Source organism: Bacteroidota bacterium, from assembly GCA_021300195.1.
Classification (GTDB): Bacteria; Bacteroidota; Bacteroidia; order J057; family JAJTIE01; genus JAJTIE01.
Map to the genome: position 1 here is coordinate 1 of JAJTIE010000041.1, position 21297 is coordinate 21297.

Annotated in this window: 33 protein-coding genes; 22 read left to right on the forward strand and 11 right to left on the reverse strand. The window is 55.1% G+C overall.

Going from position 1 to position 21297, the window contains the following annotated elements; translation table 11 throughout:
• The first annotated feature begins 427 nt into the window (after window positions 1–427).
• Complete coding sequence (locus LW884_09385) at window positions 428–748, forward strand: hypothetical protein (protein ID MCE3008538.1); 321 nt, start codon at window positions 428–430, stop codon at window positions 746–748.
• Here LW884_09385 and LW884_09390 read toward each other — a convergent pair.
• The 11 genes from LW884_09390 to LW884_09440 form a co-directional block, all read right to left on the reverse strand.
• Window positions 745–1668: an LD-carboxypeptidase gene (locus LW884_09390; GenBank protein ID MCE3008539.1), complete on the reverse strand. Its 924-nt coding sequence runs from the start codon at window positions 1666–1668 to the stop codon at window positions 745–747. The genes LW884_09385 and LW884_09390 overlap by 4 nt on opposite strands.
• 11 nt (window positions 1669–1679) lie before the next feature.
• A complete protein-coding gene (locus LW884_09395) occupies window positions 1680–2717 on the reverse strand; it encodes a hypothetical protein (protein ID MCE3008540.1) in 1038 nt (345 codons plus the stop codon).
• Window positions 2714–3727, reverse strand: coding sequence for a polysaccharide deacetylase family protein (locus LW884_09400; protein MCE3008541.1), 1014 nt, complete (start codon window positions 3725–3727; stop codon window positions 2714–2716). Before LW884_09400 ends, LW884_09395 begins: the two co-directional genes overlap by 4 nt.
• On the reverse strand, window positions 3717–4460 hold the full coding sequence (locus LW884_09405) for an NAD-dependent deacylase (protein ID MCE3008542.1): 744 nt from the start codon (window positions 4458–4460) through the stop codon (window positions 3717–3719). The genes LW884_09400 and LW884_09405 overlap by 11 nt, the downstream gene beginning before the upstream one ends.
• Window positions 4432–5826, reverse strand: coding sequence for a histidine--tRNA ligase (hisS, locus tag LW884_09410; protein ID MCE3008543.1), 1395 nt, complete (start codon window positions 5824–5826; stop codon window positions 4432–4434). Before hisS ends, LW884_09405 begins: the two co-directional genes overlap by 29 nt.
• Window positions 5827–5841: 15 nt before the next feature.
• Window positions 5842–5991, reverse strand: a complete 150-nt coding sequence (locus tag LW884_09415) for a hypothetical protein (GenBank protein MCE3008544.1) — start codon at window positions 5989–5991, stop codon at window positions 5842–5844.
• Entirely contained in the window at window positions 5988–7193 is a 1206-nt protein-coding gene (locus LW884_09420) for an AAA family ATPase (protein ID MCE3008545.1), read from the reverse strand. The genes LW884_09415 and LW884_09420 overlap by 4 nt, the downstream gene beginning before the upstream one ends.
• Before the next feature lie 91 nt (window positions 7194–7284).
• A complete protein-coding gene (gene rpsB, locus LW884_09425; protein ID MCE3008546.1) occupies window positions 7285–8031 on the reverse strand; it encodes a 30S ribosomal protein S2 in 747 nt (248 codons plus the stop codon).
• A 3-nt stretch (window positions 8032–8034) separates the two neighbouring features.
• Entirely contained in the window at window positions 8035–8424 is a 390-nt protein-coding gene (rpsI, locus tag LW884_09430) for a 30S ribosomal protein S9 (GenBank protein MCE3008547.1), read from the reverse strand.
• Complete coding sequence (gene rplM, locus LW884_09435; protein MCE3008548.1) at window positions 8424–8867, reverse strand: 50S ribosomal protein L13; 444 nt, start codon at window positions 8865–8867, stop codon at window positions 8424–8426. Before rplM ends, rpsI begins: the two co-directional genes overlap by 1 nt.
• Window positions 8868–8989: 122 nt before the next feature.
• Window positions 8990–9463: a hypothetical protein gene (locus LW884_09440; protein ID MCE3008549.1), complete on the reverse strand. Its 474-nt coding sequence runs from the start codon at window positions 9461–9463 to the stop codon at window positions 8990–8992.
• 647 nt (window positions 9464–10110) lie between these two features.
• On the opposite strand from LW884_09440, the gene rpsL reads away from it, so the two are divergent.
• From rpsL to rplR, 21 genes are read left to right on the forward strand one after another with little or no spacing between them, the layout of a single operon-like run.
• The gene (gene rpsL, locus LW884_09445) at window positions 10111–10527 is read left to right on the forward strand and encodes a 30S ribosomal protein S12 (protein ID MCE3008550.1); all 417 of its coding nucleotides are present in this window, start codon (window positions 10111–10113) and stop codon (window positions 10525–10527) included.
• 6 nt (window positions 10528–10533) lie between these two features.
• Window positions 10534–11001 (forward strand): 30S ribosomal protein S7, encoded by a 468-nt coding sequence (rpsG, locus tag LW884_09450; GenBank protein MCE3008551.1) that lies wholly within the window; start codon window positions 10534–10536, stop codon window positions 10999–11001.
• A 50-nt stretch (window positions 11002–11051) separates the two neighbouring features.
• A complete protein-coding gene (fusA, locus tag LW884_09455; GenBank protein MCE3008552.1) occupies window positions 11052–13169 on the forward strand; it encodes an elongation factor G in 2118 nt (705 codons plus the stop codon).
• Window positions 13166–13471, forward strand: coding sequence for a 30S ribosomal protein S10 (gene rpsJ / locus LW884_09460; protein ID MCE3008553.1), 306 nt, complete (start codon window positions 13166–13168; stop codon window positions 13469–13471). Before fusA ends, rpsJ begins: the two co-directional genes overlap by 4 nt.
• A gap of 4 nt (window positions 13472–13475) precedes the next feature.
• On the forward strand, window positions 13476–14105 hold the full coding sequence (gene rplC / locus LW884_09465; protein ID MCE3008554.1) for a 50S ribosomal protein L3: 630 nt from the start codon (window positions 13476–13478) through the stop codon (window positions 14103–14105).
• Window positions 14105–14728, forward strand: a complete 624-nt coding sequence (gene rplD / locus LW884_09470) for a 50S ribosomal protein L4 (protein ID MCE3008555.1) — start codon at window positions 14105–14107, stop codon at window positions 14726–14728. Before rplC ends, rplD begins: the two co-directional genes overlap by 1 nt.
• 2 nt (window positions 14729–14730) lie before the next feature.
• Complete coding sequence (gene rplW, locus LW884_09475) at window positions 14731–15027, forward strand: 50S ribosomal protein L23 (GenBank protein ID MCE3008556.1); 297 nt, start codon at window positions 14731–14733, stop codon at window positions 15025–15027.
• Window positions 15028–15029: 2 nt separating this feature from the next.
• Window positions 15030–15866, forward strand: coding sequence for a 50S ribosomal protein L2 (gene rplB / locus LW884_09480; protein MCE3008557.1), 837 nt, complete (start codon window positions 15030–15032; stop codon window positions 15864–15866).
• Between the two features lie 2 nt (window positions 15867–15868).
• Window positions 15869–16147 (forward strand): 30S ribosomal protein S19, encoded by a 279-nt coding sequence (gene rpsS / locus LW884_09485; GenBank protein MCE3008558.1) that lies wholly within the window; start codon window positions 15869–15871, stop codon window positions 16145–16147.
• Complete coding sequence (locus tag LW884_09490) at window positions 16147–16617, forward strand: 50S ribosomal protein L22 (GenBank protein MCE3008559.1); 471 nt, start codon at window positions 16147–16149, stop codon at window positions 16615–16617. Before rpsS ends, LW884_09490 begins: the two co-directional genes overlap by 1 nt.
• Window positions 16617–17465, forward strand: coding sequence for a 30S ribosomal protein S3 (rpsC, locus tag LW884_09495; protein MCE3008560.1), 849 nt, complete (start codon window positions 16617–16619; stop codon window positions 17463–17465). The genes LW884_09490 and rpsC overlap by 1 nt, the downstream gene beginning before the upstream one ends.
• A 2-nt stretch (window positions 17466–17467) precedes the next feature.
• Window positions 17468–17881 (forward strand): 50S ribosomal protein L16, encoded by a 414-nt coding sequence (rplP, locus tag LW884_09500; protein ID MCE3008561.1) that lies wholly within the window; start codon window positions 17468–17470, stop codon window positions 17879–17881.
• 5 nt (window positions 17882–17886) lie between these two features.
• Window positions 17887–18075: a 50S ribosomal protein L29 gene (rpmC, locus tag LW884_09505; protein ID MCE3008562.1), complete on the forward strand. Its 189-nt coding sequence runs from the start codon at window positions 17887–17889 to the stop codon at window positions 18073–18075.
• The gene (rpsQ, locus tag LW884_09510; protein MCE3008563.1) at window positions 18072–18347 is read left to right on the forward strand and encodes a 30S ribosomal protein S17; all 276 of its coding nucleotides are present in this window, start codon (window positions 18072–18074) and stop codon (window positions 18345–18347) included. Before rpmC ends, rpsQ begins: the two co-directional genes overlap by 4 nt.
• Window positions 18348–18366: 19 nt before the next feature.
• On the forward strand, window positions 18367–18735 hold the full coding sequence (rplN, locus tag LW884_09515; protein MCE3008564.1) for a 50S ribosomal protein L14: 369 nt from the start codon (window positions 18367–18369) through the stop codon (window positions 18733–18735).
• A 12-nt stretch (window positions 18736–18747) separates the two neighbouring features.
• Window positions 18748–19089, forward strand: coding sequence for a 50S ribosomal protein L24 (gene rplX / locus LW884_09520; protein MCE3008565.1), 342 nt, complete (start codon window positions 18748–18750; stop codon window positions 19087–19089).
• 26 nt (window positions 19090–19115) lie between these two features.
• Entirely contained in the window at window positions 19116–19679 is a 564-nt protein-coding gene (gene rplE, locus LW884_09525; GenBank protein MCE3008566.1) for a 50S ribosomal protein L5, read from the forward strand.
• A gap of 3 nt (window positions 19680–19682) precedes the next feature.
• Window positions 19683–19952, forward strand: coding sequence for a 30S ribosomal protein S14 (gene rpsN, locus LW884_09530; GenBank protein MCE3008567.1), 270 nt, complete (start codon window positions 19683–19685; stop codon window positions 19950–19952).
• A gap of 4 nt (window positions 19953–19956) precedes the next feature.
• Window positions 19957–20355, forward strand: coding sequence for a 30S ribosomal protein S8 (gene rpsH / locus LW884_09535; protein MCE3008568.1), 399 nt, complete (start codon window positions 19957–19959; stop codon window positions 20353–20355).
• A gap of 9 nt (window positions 20356–20364) precedes the next feature.
• Window positions 20365–20919 (forward strand): 50S ribosomal protein L6, encoded by a 555-nt coding sequence (rplF, locus tag LW884_09540; GenBank protein ID MCE3008569.1) that lies wholly within the window; start codon window positions 20365–20367, stop codon window positions 20917–20919.
• Window positions 20920–20924: 5 nt separating this feature from the next.
• On the forward strand, window positions 20925–21296 hold the full coding sequence (gene rplR / locus LW884_09545) for a 50S ribosomal protein L18 (GenBank protein MCE3008570.1): 372 nt from the start codon (window positions 20925–20927) through the stop codon (window positions 21294–21296).
• Window position 21297 lies beyond the last annotated feature (1 nt).

A 21297-nucleotide genomic window follows, 5' to 3' on the forward strand; every position in this document is an offset into this window, starting at 1 on the left:
CTGGGGCCAGCTGGTGTACACGGGCAGCCAGCCCTGGCGCGGTACCGACGGCAGCACCGGCAATGCCGATGCGCCCGAGGGCACCTACGTAGTGCACATCCAGGTGCCCGACTGCCAGGGCGGCACGCGCGAACTGATCCGTACGCTTACCCTGGTGCGATAGGCATACCGCATGTGCACCGGGGTGCGGGCGCGTATCTGTGGTACCGCCGCACCCCTCTACAGCGCTGCGGTTGCTGTGCGGGCAGCCCAGGCAGGGTGCAGGGGCTGAATTTGCCTTAGCTGTGTGAATAAGTGTGGGTTCCTTTCCCCAGTTCATCCTTTATCGCCCTTTTCTACCTCGATTGTCCTATGTTTTTGGCAAATGATACGTAGATTTAAGATAAGTGGGCCGTTTTTTGGTCTGCTTTTTACAAAGTACCCTGGCATGATCGAGATACACCAAGCCAACCATAGCATCATCCTGACTGGAACCCTGGAAGCCCCGGACCTGGAAACGGTGTACGAGGCACTCGAGCCCTTTGAGCATGGCGACACCATCCATGTGAACCTGTACGACCTGGATATAGAGGAGGGCAGGCCTATGGCTAGCCTTACCGACCTCATCAAGCGATACCTGCGGGATGGCTACTATATGCGCCTGGAGGGTCCACCTCAGCTACTGATCCACAACCTGTACCGCGTGGGCTACCACCCGCACGAACGGCTGGTGGTGGCGGATATGCGTGAGGATGAAGCCTACGGCTAGCCCCGCCGTAGCTGCCTTTGCCTGGCCCCTGCCTCCGCCAGCTGCCAGGTGCCGACAGCCTGGCTAAGCTGGACCTGGGCACCCAATACAAGCGGCAGGTTGGGTGGCTCGTGCCCGGCTGGGAAGCCAAAGGCAACGGGGATGCCCCGACCCTGGAAGGCCCGGATCAGGATCTCGGCCAGGCTTAGCCCAAAGGGATCCGCGTTGTCTTGTATCTGAGTGAAGGCACCCAGCACCACCCCGCGTATATGGGCCAGCCTGCCCGATCGCGCCAGCTGTACCAGCATGCGGTCCAGGCTATACAGGTACTCGTCTATTTCTTCTATAAAAAGGATCGCATCCTGGTAGTCAAACTCCTGACGGCAGCCCACCATGTGTGCCAGCAGACTCAGGTTTCCGCCCACCAGCCTGCCGCTGGCCGTTCCGGGCAGGCAGTGGGTGCTGGCGGGCCAGTGGTAGTGCATAGGTGCCCCCATCAGCAGGCTCTTTACACCCTGCCAGGCCCCGGCATAGGCAGGCTGCCCCGCCTGAAAACCCATCACCCCATGCAGGGCGTATCCCCCCGCGGCCAGTGCTGCTGCTAGCAGGGCCGTAGTGTCCGAAAAACCAACCACCCACTTGGGCTGTCGGCGGTAGGCTGTCCAGTCCAGTGCGTCTAGCAGTCGGCTGGTGCCGTAGCCCCCCCGCCCGCACCAGATGGCCTGGGCTGTGGGGTGGTCTAGCGCGGCCTGTAGGTCGGCCAGCCGATCGGCATCTGTGCCGGCCAGTACGCCCTGCTGCATACTCAGGCTCCGCCCTGCTATCGGGCTAAAGCCCAGGGCTGCCACCTGCTGCACAAAGGCGGTACGCTGCTCCGCGCTCATAGCACGCGCAGTGCTGAGCAAATAGATCTCATCTGTGGCCTTCACGATAGGGGGCATGGTGCAGGTATTCAGGTAAAGTTGCTATCCAGGTCTCCCACCTGCCACTGCAGGCCTGCGGGCAGCTGTAGCCCCCCGCCGACCAGGATGGGCTGCTCCTGTGGCCTGTGGTAGATAAACTGATCGGCCTGCTGGCATAGCGCCTCCGAGAGAGGAAGATCCAGGCAGAGCAGGCTGTTTACCTTCCAGCTATGGCCCAGGTGTATAATCAGCCTGGCCAGTAGCGGATGGTTTTCTTTTGGTCCATACACATATTTGATCTTCAGCTCGCCCTGCCGCACGAGCAGCCGCACGGCCCCTGCAGTCTGGGATGCATCCTGGGCCAGGTACCAGCCCGCCCGATAGTCTGGGCAGTGGCAGCTGAAGTGGTATCGATCGCATTGCAACGTGCGAGACAACCAGGGCAGCTCGCGCCAGTGGAGCCTGGCCAGGGTTTTGGGTACGTAATCTTGCTGGCAGTAGGGCGCACTATAGGCCAGGGCCGTATCCGGATCGGTGGTCTGCAGGCTATATCCCTGTGTGTCAATGGGCTCTGGGCGGCTTAGGCTATTCAGCAGCCGGTCTGTAGCCCTTGCCCAGCCGGATGCGTGCTGGCCACGGCGCTGGCGCCTGCCGGCCAGCATACTGCGTAGGTAGAAGCGGTGCCCCCGCAGTTGCCTATCGTACTGGTAGTATCCCAGCGCCTCATTTATGTGGATCATGGCCGGTGCCATATCGGTGGCGAGTACACACCCCTGCCATGCCTGGTAGGGTTCCTCCACCAGGCGGTGGCCCAGGCCCTGCCCTCGGTAATCGTGCTGTACCCAGATGCCGCTGAGCAGCACGGCACGGCTACCGCCCACCAGTCCCACAGGCACCAGCCCCCGGTAGGCTATCACCTGGCCCCCCTCTGTGTAGAGGATAAGGGCTATATCGTTGCCATCGGCATCCGGGTTCTGGCTCTGTGCCCAGGCACGCAGGGGCGATATGGGCACCTGCCTGAGGTGGGCATACGTCTCAGAACCCACATAATCCATCAGCTCTCCTACGGCGATGGTCTCGCGTTTCATGCGCGTTTCATTCGGTTTCTCAGGGCAAGTGTCCGCATGGCGGCCCTAAGATACGCCTGTTTCAGGATGGATGTGGCGGGTAGCGGCCACCTTTCCATGTCTACGCGCTGCAGGCTCCGGCGGTGCACATCGCGCTTTAGGCCCGAGGTGCCCAACGTCAGATCTGCTATGCGCTGCGGCCCCCGCACCAGCCTGTACAGGAGCGTGCGGGGTAAACCATGGTCATAAAACGGGAAGGCAAAGGCGCGATAGGGTAGTGCCAGCTGCTGCTGCACGATGTCCAGGCTGGCACGCGTCTCCTCCAGCTGCTCGGCTTCCGTCAGGCCCTGGTAGGGCCAGTGGTGCAGGCTGTGGGCGCCAAAGTCGAAGCCCATGCGCTGCATCTCACGGGCCTGGGCCCAAGTCATGTAGGGCCGCTGCGTAGCCAGAAAGGCGGGGATATCCAGTTCGGCCAGCTGGGTCAGCCGCTCCAGCAGGGGTTGGTCCTGCGCCTTCAGTGCCCGCAGGTTCGGCGCTGCCGACTGCGCCGGGTAGCCCGCCTCCTGAAAGCAGCTGCGCATGGCATGTGCCAGCTGGGGCTGCTCCTCCAGCCGGTGCAGCAGCAGGGCTACCTGGTGGCGATACATCAGCTGCCGATTGTCCATGAGTGGCGGGCAAAGAAAGAAAGCTGCCGGGATGCCCTTGGCTGCCAGCATGGGTGCCACAATATCGGCACATTGGCGCAGGCCATCGTCGAAGGTGAGCAGGATGCGCGGATGCTCAAAGGGCCGTAGTGTGTGGCGTTGCGCGATCAGCTCGGGCAGGGTAATGGGAATGTAGTGTTTCAGGAATGTTTCAATGTCTGCATCCAGGGTGGGTACCGAGCGGTAGGCGTACAGGGGGCGTACATGGGGCAGGTAATCATCGCACACCAGGTGGTACAGCACCACCAGGAGCTTTCCCTGATGCAGGCTCACCATTTCGCGCAGGGGGATTACACGGCCCAGGCCATTCAGCAGTTTAGCCCACATATAGTTCGGGTGCCAGCTGTTTTGCCAGCAGGCTCAGGCCCTCGCTAGCCGATGTCTCCAGTACGCGCAGGCCTTTTCGGCTAACGGCTGGTACCTTTTGGTCGATCAGCCATATGGGGCTGTGTGCTGGCACATAGTCTATCAGCCCAGCCGCCGGGTACACCTGCAGGCTGGTACCTACCACGAGGAACAGATCTGCCTGGCTAGCCAGTTTGGCTGCCTGGGGGTACAGGGGCACATCCTCGCCAAACCAAACGATATGCGGGCGTAGCTGGGCCCCCTGCGGGCAGGTATCGCCCAGCTGGATGGCTGCGCCGCCCACCTCCTGGATGTACCGGGGGTTCAAGGTACTGCGCACCTTGCTCAGCTCGCCGTGCAGGTGTAGCACTTGGCTGCTACCCGCCCGTTCGTGCAGCGCATCTACGTTCTGTGTAAGAATTACCACACGAAAAGCGGCTTCGAGCCGGGCCAGGATGTGGTGCCCCAGATGGGGCTGGGCCTGCCAGGCTGCTTCCCGCCGCAGGTTGTAGAAGCGGAGTACCCGCCCCGGATCTCGCGCCCATGCTTCGGGGCTGGCTACGGCTTCTACCCGATGGCCCTCCCACAGCCCCCCCGCATCGCGAAAAGTGGGGATGCCGCTCTCGGCGCTCATGCCTGCCCCGCTGAGTACTACGAGTAGCGGGCGTTCAGGTCGGTGCGTCGGGCTAGGGGTTGGGGCTTGTGGCTCCGTCATGGCCCAAGATAGCAAGCAGCGCATGCGGGGTCAAGCGTTGCTGTTCGCCGGTTTGCATGTTCTTTAGGCTTAGCAGCCCCTCTTGCCGCTCTTCTGCTCCATATAGTACACACCAGGGTATGCGCTTCTTGTCGGCATAGCCAAACTGCTTGCCCAGTTTGGCAGGCTCCGGGTAGCGCTCGCTGGCTATGCCGCAGCTACGTAGCTGGCTCAGCATCCGGCATTCATCGGCCTCGGCCTCGGCCGTGTGCAGGATGAGCACCTGTGTGCCCTGGTGGGGCAGCTGGCCAAAAAGCCCCAGGGCCTCCAGCACATCGTAGATGCGCTCAGCCCCCAGTGAGATACCTGCCCCACTCAGGCCATTTCGGCCAAACATGCCCGTCAGGTTGTCGTAGCGCCCCCCGCCGCCCAGGCTGCCCATCTGAACCTCATGGCTCACTACCTCGAAGATGGTGCCCGTGTAGTAGCTGAGGCCGCGGGCCAGGGTGAGGTCTATCTCCACTTTTGCCTGGCGAATGCCCATGTATTCGGCCAGCCGTAGTACCTCCCGTAGCTCGGCTATGCCACGGCTACCCGATGGGGTGGCTGCTACCAGGGGGCCTAGCTCATCCAGCATGGCCTGGGGGCTACCCTTTAGCCCAATGAGGGAGAGAATCTGCTGGGCAGCCTCGGGGCGCAGGCCGCGCTCGCTCAGTTCTCGGGCTACGCCATCGGGGCCAATTTTGTCCAGCTTGTCGATCGCCACGCATACATCCGCAAATTGATCGGGCACCCCTGCCAGCTCGGTCAGGCTCTGCAGCAGGGCGCGGTGGTTCAGCCGTATGCTGAAGTCTCGCAGGCCCAGGGTACTCAGCACTTCGTCGTAGATGGCGATAAACTCGGCCTCGTGTAGCAGGCTGTTGCTGCCCACTACATCCACGTCGCACTGGTAGAACTCTCGGTATCGGCCCTTCTGCGGGCGGTCGGCCCGCCACACCGGCTGTATCTGGTAGCGCTTGAAGGGGAAGGCCAGCTCGTTCTGGTGCATCACCACATAGCGGGCAAAGGGCACCGTAAGGTCATAGCGCAGGGCCCGTTCTGCCAGCTGGGGGATCAGGGCCTTGCTGTCTCTGCGGGCCAGCAGGGCCTCATCCACCTTGCTCAGGTAGTCGCCATTGTTCAGGATCTTGAAGATCAGCTGGTCGCCCTCCTCGCCATACTTGCCGGTCAGCACACTCAGCTTTTCCATGGCAGGGGTTTCGATGGGCTGGTAGCCAAATTTGGCAAATACCTGGCGGATGACCCCAAACAGGTACTGCCGGTTCAGGGTTTCGTGTGGCAAAAAATCTCGCGTGCCACTGGGGAGGCTGGGAGCGGTGTGAGACATGGGTACAAAAAAGTATCAGGTGGGGTAGGGGTAGGTCAGGGCTTGCCTGCCCTGATGCGGCACAAGCTGGAAGTCCTCATTCTCCCTGAGCCGGGGGATGAGGCGCGGAATAAAAGGCTGGAGGAAGTCCTTCATGCTCTGCTCTTCCAGCAGGAAATAGATCATACGGGGTCTATATCGGGGAAAAGGTCCTGCGTCCACAGATAGCCCAGCTGGTCTCCTGCTTTGCATAGGCTGACCAGTATCTCATGGTCGCTCGCATGGTGCACTTGGGTCTGGCCCGCCTTCTTTGATAGCCAGAACACTTCCTTTGGCTCCAGATGATTTACAAAGTCGGGGCTGTGGGTGGTGATAAATACCTGCCCGCCCCGGTAGGCATAGTCTCGGAACTCTTCGGCTAGCTGCCCCAGCAGGTCTGGGTACAGGTAGTTCTCCGGCTCTTCTACGCACAGCAGGGGCCTGGGGTGGGGGTCGTGCAGCAGCAGCAGGTACGCAAACATTTTCAGGGTAACGTCCGAAACGAAGCGGGATATGAAGGGATCTTTGAAGGAACCGTCCTTGAACTTGAGCACAATCCGGCCATCTATCGTTTTTTCAGCTTCCACTTCCTCCACTCCCGGTACCCGCTTGCTCATTTTTTTCAGGATCTCCTGAAAAATACCCGGGTGGTGGTCGTGCAGATACTCTGCCACCTGGGCCAGGTTGTGACCCGTGGGCGAGAGCTGCTGGGCTACCCCTATCTCCTGGCTTAGCTTGGCATCCGGTATCTGAAAGTTTGCTACATACCAGTTCTCAATCAGCTTCCGGAACTCGGAGATGGCCCGGAAGCGCTGAAACTGCCCGAGTCCCTTGATGGCCAGGATATTGGGCGCGTCCAGGGTTTGGTCCTCTCTTTCTTCCCGCTCGGGTTCCTCGGTGTTATCCAATTTTCCGAAGTCCTGCTCGTTGGTAATGGCACTGCCTTTTCCTTCGGCAAAGTCAAGAAACTTCCAGGGTCTCCCGTGCTGGCCCCGCCGGTACTGCAGCCGTTCCCGTTTTACTACTATCTCTCCGCCCTTTAGCCCTACGGCAAGCTCGTAGGTAATGAGGGGCTGTTTTTGGAGATTGGGGGTTTCGTTGCGAAACTTGATCTTGATCTCAATGTCGCCGGTCTGGTCGCGCGAGATTACCTGGGCAAAACCGCCCCGGTTGTTGATCGCCGTCTTCACATTGTTCTTCAGCGCGTCGTTCAGAAAGCCGAATACGTCTAGCAGGGTGGATTTCCCTACGCCATTTGCACCCAAAAAAACAGCCATTTTGGGGATGTTGCTTAGCTTGACCTCCCTTAGGCTTTTGTAGTTTTTGATCTCGAGTTGTTCGATGTGCATGTGTCCGGCAGGATGCGGTGCAAGATAGCGGATAAATAAAAAAGCGGGCCTTTGGGGTCCGCTTTTTTCATTTTAGCCAAGAGGGCCAGGTTTAGGCCTGTTCTTTCTCCTTGTCTTTGCCTTCTTCGTCCTTTTCCTTTTCTTTCTGAAGCTTGCGCTCCTCCAGGCCTTCGCGAATCGAGTCGGTAATGGCTTTGGTTAGCAGGTGTATGGACTTGGCCGCATCGTCATTGCCCGGTATGGGAAAGTCTACCACGTTGGGGTTGCTATTGGTATCTACAATGGCAATGGTGGGGATGTTCAGCTTGCGCGCTTCGGCTATAGCAATGTGTTCTTTCACAATGTCTACTACAAAGAGGGCAGCGGGCAGGCGGTTCAGTTCGGTGATGCCACCCAGCACGGCCTCCAGTTTTGCCTTCTCGCGGCTTAGCATCAGGCGTTCTTTCTTTTGCAGCAGGTCGAAGGTGCCGTCCAGCTCCATTTTCTCGATGCTCTGCAGCTTTTTAACGCTCTTGCGCACCGTGGCAAAGTTTGTGAGCATGCCACCCAGCCAGCGCTCGGTTACATAGGGCATGTTCACCTCTATCGCGAGCTCGCGGATAACGTCCTTGGCTTGCTTTTTTGTGCCGACAAACATGATTTTTCGGCCAGTAACAGCTAGCTGCCGGGCTACCAGGCAGGCTTGCTCCAGCATCTTTTCGGTCTTGTTCAGATCGATGATGTGGATGCTGTTACGCTGCATGAAGATGTAAGGCGCCATGTGGGGATTCCACTTGCGCGAGAGGTGGCCAAAGTGTACGCCGGCTTCCAGCAGTTGGTCTTGGGTAATGGTAGCCATGGATTAACGTTTTGAGAATTGGAAACTCTTGCGGGCTTTGGGCTTGCCGTACTTTTTGCGTTCTACCTGGCGGCTGTCTACGCTTAGCATGCCGGCTTTTTTCAGGCTACCGCGGTGCTCGGGATTGTATTGCTCCAGTGCGCGTGCAATGCCCAGGCGGATGGCCTCGGCCTGGCCGTTTATGCCGCCACCGGCTACATTCACACGGATGTCGAACTGTGCCTGCTCCAGCTGTAGCAGCTGGAAGGGCTGGCGCACCTTCATGCGCAGCACATCGTTATTCAGGAAGGTATCGGCTTCGCGGTCGTTTATCACAAATGCACCGCTGCCGTCTGCCAGATACACGCGCGCTACAGAGCGCTTGCGGCGTCCGATGGTATTCAGTTTTTCCATTATAGCGCTAGGGGTTGAGGATTCTGTGCTTCATGCTTGTGGGCTTCGCCAGCATATACGTGCAGCTTGCTGATGATCTGGTGGCCCAGCTTGTTTTTGGGTAGCATGCGGCGTATGGCGTTTTCCAGCAGTTGCTCCGGATTTTTTTCCAGGATCAGGGCTGCACTACGCTCGCGCTGCCCGCCGGGGTAGCCGGTATGGTACACAAAGGTGTGTGTATTGATCTTGTTTCCGGTAAGGCGTACGCGTTCGGCATTCACGATCACCACATGATCCCCACAGTCCAGGTTCGGGGTAAAGTAGGGCTTATGCTTTCCGCGTAGCATGGCTGCTACTTGGCTCGCCAGGCGACCCAACACCAGGTCGGTCGCATCGATCAGCACCCACTTATGCTCTATCTGCTCGGGTGTGATGGAGGTTGTTTTATAGCTTAAAGAATCCATTTCCTAGATTTGGTCGGATACGGCTTGCAAAAATGGGCTGCAATTTCGTACGAATTGCCGGAATCGCAAAATGTTTTTTTCAAAAAAGCAGTCGAGACCCCTGTATTCGCCAGGCTACGCGCCTAGGGTTGCTGCGAATGGGCTTGACGGGTTTCACACGCTTTTAGTTTCTCCGGGCTGAGGGGAATGCGCTGCTGGGCATTTTTGATAGCGGTCTCAATTTTGCTCTTCACCCCGTTTACCCGCACCAGTTCTTTATTCAGGTAGCCCAGTGCCTTCTCCACATCGTCTCCCGCTGCAGGTGGCTGAAACTTTTGCATCCATTCTGTCATCGAGGCTTCGGCCTCAGTCAGTTCGGCCTGCAGGGTTTTGTAGGTATTTGCTGGGGCCGTAGCCTCCAGGCTATCCGCATAGCTACTGTCCAGTTCGGCTTTGTACAGCTCGATGTAGCAGATTTTTGGCATCACTTCATCGTGCAGGCCGATTACCTCGTAGTGCAGCTCTTTCACCTTCTTTTGCAGGTCCTCGCCACAAGAAACCAGGCCTAGCAATGCCAGTGCCAGCATCCATCCATATAGTTGTTTTGCGCTCTTCATGCTGATTCAGTTAGAAAATTTTGAAACCATTGCGCAAGGGCCAAGACTTGAGTCGGCCTGGCTGCGCGGCGCAAAGGTAAAAAAAATCCCAACAGTGGTGCCCATTCTTTCTTCTCGGCTACAAAGCCTCTTCTGCCTCATTATCGGGTGGCATGCTGCCATGTGCACCGTGTATGTGTGTTCCGGGCTTTTGCCTATATAGCTAGGTAAGCCGCTATATCCCAGGTCGCCGCCCATGGCTTGGCCACTATACTACATGTATACTACATGGGCCCTGCTATTCCAGTTTTGCGCTGCTGAACCGGTGAAGCCGACATTTCCAGGTCGGTCCGGACAACGCCTCGGGTCTGCCAGCCGCACGCGGGTTCCTCTCATTTTCCTACGCCAGTTCTACGCTAAGGAAAGCTGTGCTGGCAACAAGTGTATGGGTCGAAATTGCGGTGCGTAGGTGCCAATAGAGGCCTGTTTTGTCCATTGATTATCCGGCTTGGGGTGCAGTTGGAAGTGATTTGGATGAGATACACACAAAAAAGTTAAAAAAAAGAACACGAGCATTTGATAAGTAGAGAGAAAGCCCCTATTTTTGCCGTTCTTTTTCCGCGAGGTCGTGCAAAGACTGAAACGGAAAATCAATCAAAACCGCAGTTATGCCCACTATTTCGCAACTTGTTCGCAAAGGCCGGATTGTACCGGCTACCAAAAGCAAGAGCCCCGCGCTGGACTCCTGTCCGCAGCGCCGCGGTGTGTGCACCCGTGTGTACACCACCACCCCCAAGAAACCGAACTCTGCCCTGCGTAAGGTAGCGCGGGTAAAGCTGAGCAATAACAAGGAAGTGAACGCCTATATACCCGGTGAGGGCCACAACCTACAGGAACACAGCATTGTGCTGGTGCGGGGTGGCAGGGTAAAAGACCTTCCCGGTGTGCGTTACCACATTGTACGCGGAGCACTGGATACTGCCGGTGTGAATGACCGCAAGCAAGCACGTAGCAAGTATGGCACCAAGCGGCCAAAGGCCGGCAAAACAGCCGCACCCGCAGCTAAAACCGGCAAAAAGAAATAAGAAGCCATGAGAAACAAGAGAGCACCCAAGCGCCAGATAACGCCCGACCCAAAATACGGTAGCGAGCTGGTAACCAAGTATGTAAACCGCCTGATGGAAGACGGTAAGAAAAGCGTAGCCTATGGTATCTTCTACGGTGCGCTGGACATAGTGGAGAAAAAGACCGGTGAAAGCGGCCTGCAAAAATTTGAAGAGGCCCTGAATAACATCATGCCGGTGGTAGAAGTGCGTAGCCGCAGGGTAGGGGGTGCCACATTCCAGATCCCAACTGAGGTACGGCCCGTTCGTCGCCAGAGTCTGGGCATGAAGTGGCTCACCATGTTTGCCCGCAAGCGGGGAGAAAAAACCATGCGCGAGCGACTGGCAGGCGAGATCATTGCTGCTGCTAACAACGAGGGCGCAGCCGTGAAGAAAAAGGATGATACCCACCGCATGGCCGAGGCAAACAAAGCCTTCTCTCACTTCCGCTTCTAGCCCTATACTCCGCCCCAACGCGTTATTCCCCATAGCATAAATAGCCTGAGATGAAAAAGACCGACCTTCCCCACACCCGAAATATTGGCATCATGGCCCACATAGATGCCGGGAAGACTACTACTACCGAGCGCATCCTGTTCTACACCGGTATTACCCACAAGATTGGTGAAGTGCATGATGGTGCCGCCACCATGGACTGGATGGAGCAGGAGCAAGAGCGCGGTATTACCATTACCTCTGCCGCTACCACTACCTTCTGGCGCTACAATAACGAGGAGTATCGGATCAACATCATCGACACCCCTGGCCACGTAGACTTTACCGTAGAGGTGGAACGCTCGCTGCGTGTGCTAGACGGCGCAGTAGCCGTGTTCTGTTCGGTGGGCGGTGTTGAGCCTCAGAGCGAAACCGTATGGCGCCAGGCCAACAAGTACAAAGTGCCTCGTATTGCCTTTGTAAATAAAATGGACCGTATGGGTGCCGATTTCTTCAATGTGGTAAACCAGGTAAAGGAGCGTCTGGGCGCAAACCCCGTTCCACTGCAGGTACCCATCGGAGCCGAAGAGCACTTCAAGGGCGTAGTAGACCTGATTACCAATAAGGCTATTGTGTGGAATGAGTCAGACTACGGAATGACCTTTGAGCATATAGAGATACCCGCCGATCTGAAGGAGGAGGTAGCCACTTGGCGCCAGCACCTCATCGAGTCGGTAGCCGAGTTTGACGATGCCCTGATGGAAAAATTCTTCGAGGATGAAAACAGCATCACGGAGGATGAACTAAACAACGCCATACGCGAAGCAACGCTGAACTTCAAGATCACACCCATGATGTGTGGTTCAGCCTTCAAAAACAAAGGCGTGCAAACTATGCTGGATGCGGTGTGCAAGTACATGCCCAGCCCGCTGGATGTACCTCCGGTGGAGGGCATCAACCCCGACAGCGAAGAAACGGAGATCCGTAAGGCCGATGCCTCTGAGCCATTTGCTGGCTTGGCCTTCAAGATCATGACGGACCCCTACGTAGGCCGGCTGGCCTTTGTACGCGCCTATAGTGGCAGGCTAGAGGCAGGCAGCTATGTGCTCAACACCCGTACCGGGAACAAGGAGCGCATCAGCCGGCTGCTACAGATGCATGCCAACAAGCAGAATCAGATAGATGCCGTAGAGGCAGGAGATATAGCCGCTGCAGTGGGCTTTAAGGACATCCGTACTGGAGATACCCTCTGCGCACTGGACAAGCCGATCGTGCTGGAGAGCATGTCCTTCCCCGACCCCGTGATCGAAAAGGCCATCGAGCCGAAGACACAGGGCGATGCCGACCGCCTGGCCAATGGTCTCTCCAAACTGGCTGAGGAGGATCCTACCTTCAAGGTCAAGATTGACGAAGAGAGTGGCCAGACGATCATAGCTGGTATGGGCGAACTGCACCTGGAAATTCTGATCGATCGTCTTAAGCGCGAGTTCAAAGTAGAGGTGAATGAGGGGCAACCCCAGGTTTCTTACCGTGAAACCATTACCACCCGCGTTACCCACCGCGAGAAGTACTCCAAGCAGACCGGTGGCCGAGGCAAATTTGCCGATATTGAGGTGGAAATCTACCCACTTCCCTCAGAGGGCGAACTTAATTTTGAATTCAAAAACGAAATCAAGGGCGGTTCCATCCCCCGAGAGTTCATACCCTCTGTAGAGAAGGGTCTGAAGAACTCGCTCAAGGATGGTATCCTGGCTGGTTTTGAGGCCGTTAACATTGGCGCACGTCTATTTGATGGTTCTTTCCACCCGGTAGACTCCGATGGTTTCTCCTTCGAGACGGCTGGTCGTTTTGCCTTCCGTACCGCCTGCCGCAAGGCAAGCCCCATCATCCTGGAGCCAATCATGATGGTAGAGGTGGTAACCCCAGAAGAATATATGGGTGCCATAGTGGGCGACCTGAACAAGCGTCGTGGCCAGGTAAACAACATGGAAAGCCGTTCCGGTGGAGAGAAGGTAATCAAGGCAAAAGTGCCTCTGAGCGAAATGTTTGGCTATGTAACCCAACTGCGGACCCTGTCTTCGGGTCGTGCCGTAAGCACGATGGTGTTCCACGCCTATGAGCCAACCCCACGCAACGTACAGGAGGAGATTGTTGCTAAATCAAAAGGACTTAAAGAGATTGAGGCATGAGACAGAAAATCCGCATAAAGCTGAAGAGCTACGACCATAATCTGGTAGACCGTAGCGCGGAAAAAATCGTGAAGACGGTAAAAACTACCGGAGCCGTGGTAAGTGGGCCCATTCCGCTACCTACCCAGCGCTCTGTAATCACGGTAAACCGCTCACCTCACGTGAACAAGAAGAGTCGTGAGCAGTTCCAGGTGAACAGCTACAAGCGCTTGATTGACATCTTCAGTTCAAGTTCAAAAACGGTAGATGCGCTGATGAAGCTGGAGCTACCGACTGGTGTAGACGTAGAAATTAAAGTGTAAGACCATGCCCGGACTCATAGGAAAAAAAATTGGCATGACCAGCATATTTGCTGAGGATCGCAAGAACATACCCGTTACCCTGATCGAGGTAGGACCCTGCTACGTAACGCAGGTAAAAACCGAGGAGAAGGATGGCTATAACGCCGTGCAGATAGGCTGGGGCGAGAAGAAGGAGAAGCGCACCAACAAACCCCAACAGGGGCACTTCAAGAAAGCCGGCACACCCAACCTGCGCGTGCTGAAGGAGTACGACTTCGATGTAACCCAGGTAAAGCCCGGAGACAAGCTGACAATCGATAGCTTGCTCAAAGAGGGCGACTACATAGACGTAGTGGGCAAGAGCAAGGGCAAAGGCTTTCAGGGTGTGGTGAAACGCCATGGCTTTGGCGGTGTGGGTGGACAAACCCACGGCCAGCACAACCGCGGTCGCGCACCTGGGTCTATTGGTGCGTGCTCATTCCCCAGCCGTGTTTTCAAGGGCATGCGTATGGCAGGCCAGCTGGGTAATCGTCAGGTGCACATTGAAAACCTGAACGTGGTAAAGATCATCCCTGAAAAGAATCTGGTTGTGGTAGCAGGCTCAGTGCCCGGTGCCAAGGGTTCTACGGTGTTTGTAGAAAAATTTGAAGACTAATGGAAGCCAAGGTATATAAAGTAGACGGAAAAGAGAGCGGCAAGGTCCAGCTGGCCGACGAGATATTTGGCATTCAGCCCAATGACCATGCCATCTATCAGGATGTGCGCCTCATACAGGCCAATCGCCGCCAGGGTACACACCTGGTAAAGGAGCGCGGTGATGTGCAGGGTAGCAAAAAGAAGCCCTTCCGTCAGAAAGGTACAGGCGGTGCACGTGCCGGCCACAAGCGTAGCCCACTGTGGCGCCACGGCGGTACGGTACATGGCCCACGTCCGCGCGACTATGGCTTCAAGCTGAATAAGAAAGTAAAGCAGCTGGCTCGTAAGAGTGCCCTGAGCTACAAGGCCCAGGAGGCTAAGATACGTGTTCTGGAAGACTTTGCCCTGGCAAATACCAAGACCAAAGACTTTGAAGCCATGCTGAAAGCTAATCAACTGGCAGGGGTAAAAACCCTGATCGTTACCAGCAACTACGATAAGGCTTTCTTCAACGCAGGTAGAAACCTGGAGAACACCTACATTGTGCACGCCAGCCAGCTGAATACCTACGACATTCTGAATGCCGATACCCTGCTGGTAGCTAAGGAAGCGGTAGATATCATTCACAATCAATTCGCCTAATCATGAGTGTTCTGATCAAACCTATCGTAACCGAGAAGCAAACGCGCATGACTGAGAAAGCCAAGAGCCGCATATATGGGTTCGAGGTGGAGAAGGATGCGAATAAGGTGGAGATAAAAAAGGCTGTAGAGGCCAAGTATGATGTGGAGGTAGTGAGCATTCGCACGGCGATTGTTCCACCCAAAAAGCGCCGCCGGTTCACACGCACAGGTGTGCAGGAAGGGAAAACCAAGGCGACCAAGAAGGCCTATGTTACCATCGGCCAGGGTAAGGAGATTGATTTTTATAACACGCTGTAAACATGGGTATTCGCAAATTAAAACCGGTTACACCCGGCCAGCGCTTCCGGTCAGTTTCGGACTTTGAGGAGATTACCAAATCTTCTCCAGAGCGTTCGCTGCTTGCTTCAAAGAAGCGTTCCGGAGGCCGCAACCACAGCGGTAAGATGACCGTTCGCAATATAGGCGGTGGTCACAAGAAGAAATATCGGATCGTGGACTTCAAGCGAAACAAGCTGGGTATTCCGGCCAAGGTTGCTGCCATTGAATATGATCCCAACCGTACTGCCCGCCTTGCCCTGCTGCATTATGCAGATGGCGAGAAGCGCTACATGCTTGCTCCCGAGGGCTTGAAGGTGGGACAGACCGTGGTGGCAGGCAGCCAGGCTGAGCCTGTAGTAGGCAATGCACTCCCGCTGCGCAATATGCCGCTCGGTACCATTTTGCACGCGATCGAACTAACACCCGGCAGAGGAGCCCAGATGGCACGTAGTGCTGGCACGTATGCCCAGCTAACAGCCAAGGAGGATCGCTTTGCTGTACTGAGACTGCCCAGCGGCGAAACACGCCGCGTGCTGCTGGACTGCCTGGCTACTGTAGGGAATGTAGGGAATGCAACCCACATGAACCTTGAGATAGGCAAGGCTGGCCGCAACAGATGGCTGGGCCGCAGGCCCCGCACGCGCCCCGTAGCCATGAACCCGGTAGATCACCCAATGGGTGGTGGCGAGGGTAAGGCCAGTGGTGGCCACCCCCGTAGCCGCACCGGCCTGCCTGCCAAGGGCTACAAGACGCGTAGCAAGACAAAGGCAAGCAATCAGTACATCATTTCTCGCAGAAAGAATAAGAAGAAGAAATAATTATGGCACGCTCATTAAAGAAAGGCCCCTTCATAGACTTCAATCTGGAGCGTAAGGTTCAGACTATGAATGCGGTGGGGGATAAAAAAGTGATTAAAACCTGGGCTCGTCGCTCCATGGTTTCTCCTGAGTTTGTTGGGCATACGCTTGCCATCCATAATGGCAAGCAGTTTATCCCGGTCTACATCAGCGAGAACATGGTGGGCCACAAGCTGGGAGAGTTTGCCCCTACCCGTACCTTCAGAGGGCATGCCGGTTCCAAAGATAAAGGCAAGAAATAATGGAAGCTATTGCACAAAAATTGACCCGCAAAGAGAAAATTGCGCAGGGCATAGCCAAGCTGCCTGGTAGCAAGAAAAAGCGTGCCGCCGATGCACGTAAGGAGCGCAATAAGACCATTGCCTTTGCTACCCTACGGAATTATCCCACTTCGCCGCGCAAGATGCGCCTGATGGCAGATGTGGTGCGAAACACGGGTGTAGCCTACGCACTGGGTGTACTGAAGCTGGAACAGCGGGCTGCTGCTGCTCCGATGCGCAAACTGCTTATGAGTGCCATTGCAAACTGGCGCGAGAAGTTTGCCGACCAGGCACACCTGGAAGAGTGCCTGTATATCAAGGAAATCAAAGTGGATGGCGCTAGTATGCTGAAGCGTTTTCAACCTGCCCCGCAGGGTCGCGCGCACCGCATTCGTAAGCGGAGCAATCATATCACCATCGTGTTGGACGTACATAACCAAGAAAACGCCTAATGGGACAAAAGACACATCCTACTGGCCTGCGTCTGGGCATCGTCAAGGGTTGGGAAAGCAACTGGTTTGGCGGAAAAAACTACGTCGATAAGATCGTAGAGGACGAAAAGATACGTAACTACCTTGCCGCGCGCATCCCACGTGGAGGTATTGCCAAGGTAGTGATTGAGCGCACCCTGCGCCGCCTCATTATTACGATCCATACGGCTCGTCCGGGCATCGTTATTGGCCGTGCTGGCCAGGAGGTGGAAAAGCTGAAGGAAGAGATCAAGAAACTGACTGATAAGGAAGTGCAGATCAACATCTTCGAGGTTAAGCGCCCCGAGATTGATGCCCAGCTGATTGCCGATAACGTAGCTCAGCAGCTTCAGGCACGCATTTCTTTCCGTCGCGCGATGAAGAGCGCCATCAGCTCTGGCATGCGTATGGGTGCCGAGGGCGTTAAGGTGATGTGTTCGGGCCGCCTGGGCGGTGCAGATATGTCTCGTACCGAGATGTACAAGGAAGGCCGTGTGCCCCTGCAGACCCTGCGTGCCGACATCGACTATGCTACCTCTACAGCTCGTACCGTATATGGTGCCATTGGCGTGAAGGTTTGGGTATTTAAGGGAGAGCTATACGGCAAGATAGATCTATCTCCGGAGGCTCAGAACGGAAAAGGTAAGTCGTCCGCCCGTGGCGCTGCCCGTGGAGGTGACCGTCCGCCACGTGGAGGCGATCGTCCTGCCCGTGGAGGTGACCGTCCTGCCCGTGGTGGTGACCGTCCGCCACGCGGAGGTGGTGACAGAGGAGGCCGCCCAGGAGGCCCAGATATGAGTCAAGATAGAAACAAGCGTAAACGGAAATAATTATGCTACAACCGAAACGCACCAAATTCCGGAAAACCCAGAAGGGCCGGATACGTGGCATGGCCACCCGTGGGCAGGAGATTGCCTTCGGAAGCTTTGGACTTAAAACACTGGATACCAACTTCATTACGTCGCGCCAGATCGAGTCCGCTCGGATTGCGATGACACGCTTCATGAAGCGCGAAGGTCAGGTCTGGATTCGCATCTTCCCCGATAAGCCCATGACGAAAAAACCCGCAGAGGTTCGGATGGGTAAGGGCAAGGGATCGCCCGAGTACTGGGTAGCCCCCGTTCAGCCAGGGCGCATTATGTTTGAGTGTGATGGTGTGCCGGTAGAGGTAGCCCGTGAGGCCATGCGCCTGGCGGCCCAGAAGCTTCCGGTTAAAACCAAGTTTGTTATCCGCAGAGATTTCTAATCGCTATGAAAGCCGAAGATATACGTCAACTCAGTGAGCAGGAGCTGGAGTCCAGTATCCGCGATCACCAGAAAATGCTGGCAGATCTTAAGTTCAACCATACGATTGCGCCAATTGAAAATCCTGCACGCATCCGCAAGATTCGCAAGGAAGTTGCCCGGATGCACACCATTCTAAAAGAACGCAAGTCATGAGTGAAGAAAAAATTGCCCCTGCCCGCGCCAACCGAAAAGAGCGCACAGGCATCGTTTTGAGCAATAAAATGGAAAAAACCATTGTGGTGGGCGTAGAAAGGAAAGTAAAACATCCTTTGTATGGTAAGTTTATAAAAAAAACTACTAAATTTGCAGCCCACGACGAAAAGCAAGATGCCAATATCGGGGACCGTGTTCGTATCATGGAAACACGCCCCCTGAGCAAGACCAAGCGCTGGCGTCTGGTGGAGATAGTAGAAAGAGCGAAGTAACGCATCATTCAAAAAGAAGATGATTCAGCAAGAGTCTCGATTAAAAGTAGCCGACAATACAGGCGCCAAGGAGTTGCTATGTATTCGTGTGCTAGGGGGGTCTGCCCGCCGCTATGGTACCATAGGAGATACACTGGTGTGCTCTGTTAAATCGGCTATGCCAAACGGCACGGTGAAGAAGGGCGATGTGGTGAAGGCCGTTATTGTCCGTGTGAAAAAGGAGATACGCCGTCGTGACGGGAGTTACATCCGCTTTGACGAGAATGCTGCAGTCGTGATCAACAATGCAGGCGAGCCGAGAGGTACACGTATCTTTGGCCCAGTGGCGCGCGAGTTGCGTGAAAAGCAGTTTATGAAAATTGTATCTCTAGCTCCTGAGGTACTCTAAGCCTTTAGTATCATGCGTAGAACAAAGAATAAGATTCCCAAGCTTCATGTAGCAAAGGGCGACCAAGTGAGAGTGCTCTCTGGGAAAAACAGAGGTGCTAGCGGACGAATTTTGCGTGTGCTACCTAAGCAGCAAAAAGCTGTGGTTGAAGGAGTTAACATGATTACAAAACATGTTAAACCGAACCAAAATAACCCCAATGGCGATCGGATCACAATGGAAGCCCCCCTGCACGTGAGCAAGCTGATGCTGCTCGAGGGTGGAGTTCCTACCCGAGTTGGCAGAAAGAAGACCGAAAATGGCTGGGTCCGTGTAAGTAAGCGGACGGGCAAGGAAATGCCCACGCAACGATAGTTCTCGAGTGTTATTACTGTAAAGACATGGCTTACGAAGTTCGACTATTAAACATATATAAGGGATCAGTGGTTAAATCATTGAACGAAAAGTTCAATTATAAGAATACCCTTCAGGTTCCTAAGCTCGAGAAGATAGTACTTTCCCGAGGTATTGGTCAGGCGGTATCAGATAAAAAGCTGGTAGAGCAGGCTGTAGAGGAGTTTATGCTTATCTCAGGTCAGAAGCCTGTGGTTACCCGTTCCCGCGTGGATATCAGCAACTTCAAGCTGCGTAAGGGGATGCCGATTGGCTGCAAAGTTACCCTCCGCGGTATCCGGATGTATGAGTTTCTCGATCGGTTTGTGAATATAGCCGTTCCCAGGATGCGCGATTTTCGTGGTCTTCCCACAGAGGGATTTGACGGCCATGGAAACTATACCCTGGGCGTGAAGGAGCAAATCATTTTTCCAGAGATCGACGTAGAGAAGATCTACAGAATTTCTGGACTAGACGTTACATTCGTAACGAGTGCACGTACGGACGAGGAAGCGCAGGAGCTGCTCAAGCTATTGGGTATGCCCTTCAAAGGAAACACGGTTTTAGTATAAGAGATGTCAAAGAAGTCAATCATAGCACGTCAACTGAAGCGCGAGAAAATGGTCGCGCGTTATGCTGAGCGTCGTCAGCGGCTAAAGGATGAGGAGCGCTGGGATGAGCTACAAAAGCTCCCCAGGGATAGTAGCCCTGTACGCCTCCGCAACCGCTGCCAGCTAACCGGTCGTCCACGCGCCTACATACGTCGTTTTGGCCTGAGCCGTATCAAGTTTCGTGAACTGGCCTTGGCTGGAAAAATTCCTGGAGTTAAAAAAGCTAGCTGGTAAAAAAATGCATACAGATCCTATAGCAGACCTGCTCACCCGAATTCGGAATGCTCAGCAGGCCAAACATAGAATAGTAGAAGTACCTGGTTCCAAGATCAAGCTGGGTATCGTGCGGGTACTTCACCGCATGGGCTACATCTCGAATTTCAAGTGGGAGGACGACAATAAGCAGGGTGTGATCAAGATCGCCCTTAAGTACGATCCCATAACCAAGCAGCCGGCTATTACGAAGATCGGCCGGATTAGTACGCCCGGTCTGCGCCAGTATGGTGCGCACAATGAGATGCCACGTGTGCTAAACGGCTTGGGTATTGCCATCGTCTCTACCAGTAAGGGTATCCTTACCGGCAAGGAGGCTAATATCCAGAAGGTGGGCGGAGAACTGTTGTGTTACGTTTATTAAATCATAGCCATGTCTCGCGTAGGTAAAGCAACGATCGCCATCCCAAGGGGTGTGGAAATCAAGCACGAAAAGGGATTTGTGCATGTGAAAGGACCTAAGGGTCAATTGAGCCAGCGTATAGAGCCTGGTTTTGAGCTTAAGATTGAGGAGAATGAGCTTAATGTAGTTCGTCCTACCGAACAGAAGCGTCATAAAGCGCTGCATGGCCTGTATCGTGCTTTGCTTAATAATATGACACAGGGCGTAAGCACAGGTTTCACCCGAACCCTGGAGCTTATTGGGGTAGGTTATCGTGCAGATGCTAAGGGCCAAGTGCTGGAGTTGTCTGTAGGATATTCACACCCGGTATTCTTTGGCTTGCCCCCAGAGGTAACTGTTGCAACAGAGCAGCAGAAGGGTCAGCCTCCACGCATCATTCTGTCTAGCCACGACAAGCAGTTGTTGGGTCAGATTGTTGCCAAGATCCGCAAGGTACGTCCGCCGGAGCCCTACAAAGGCAAAGGTATACGCGAGGCGGGTGAAGTTGTACGTCGTAAGGCTGGTAAAGCAGCTGCTAAAAAATAAGCGTCATGAGTGAAAAGAAAGTACGTAACCCCAAAGAGGCTAGACGTCAGCGCGTAAAGCGCGGGATTCGGAAGTCTCTGCATGGATCTGAGGGCCGTCCACGGTTGACCGTGTACAGAAGCAATGCTTCTATTTATGCACAGATCATAGATGACTTGAGCGGAAAAACACTCGTGAGTTGTTCCAGCCGCATTAAGAATATTGATGGAAAAAAAATTACAAAGACTGAGAAGAGTGTACTTGTAGGCAAGCTCTTGGCAGAGAAGGCCAAGGCTGCTGGCGTATCTCAGGTGGTATTTGATCGTAATGGCTTCAAATATCATGGCCGGGTAAAGGCGCTAGCTGAAGGTGCACGAGAGGGAGGTCTGCAATTCTAAC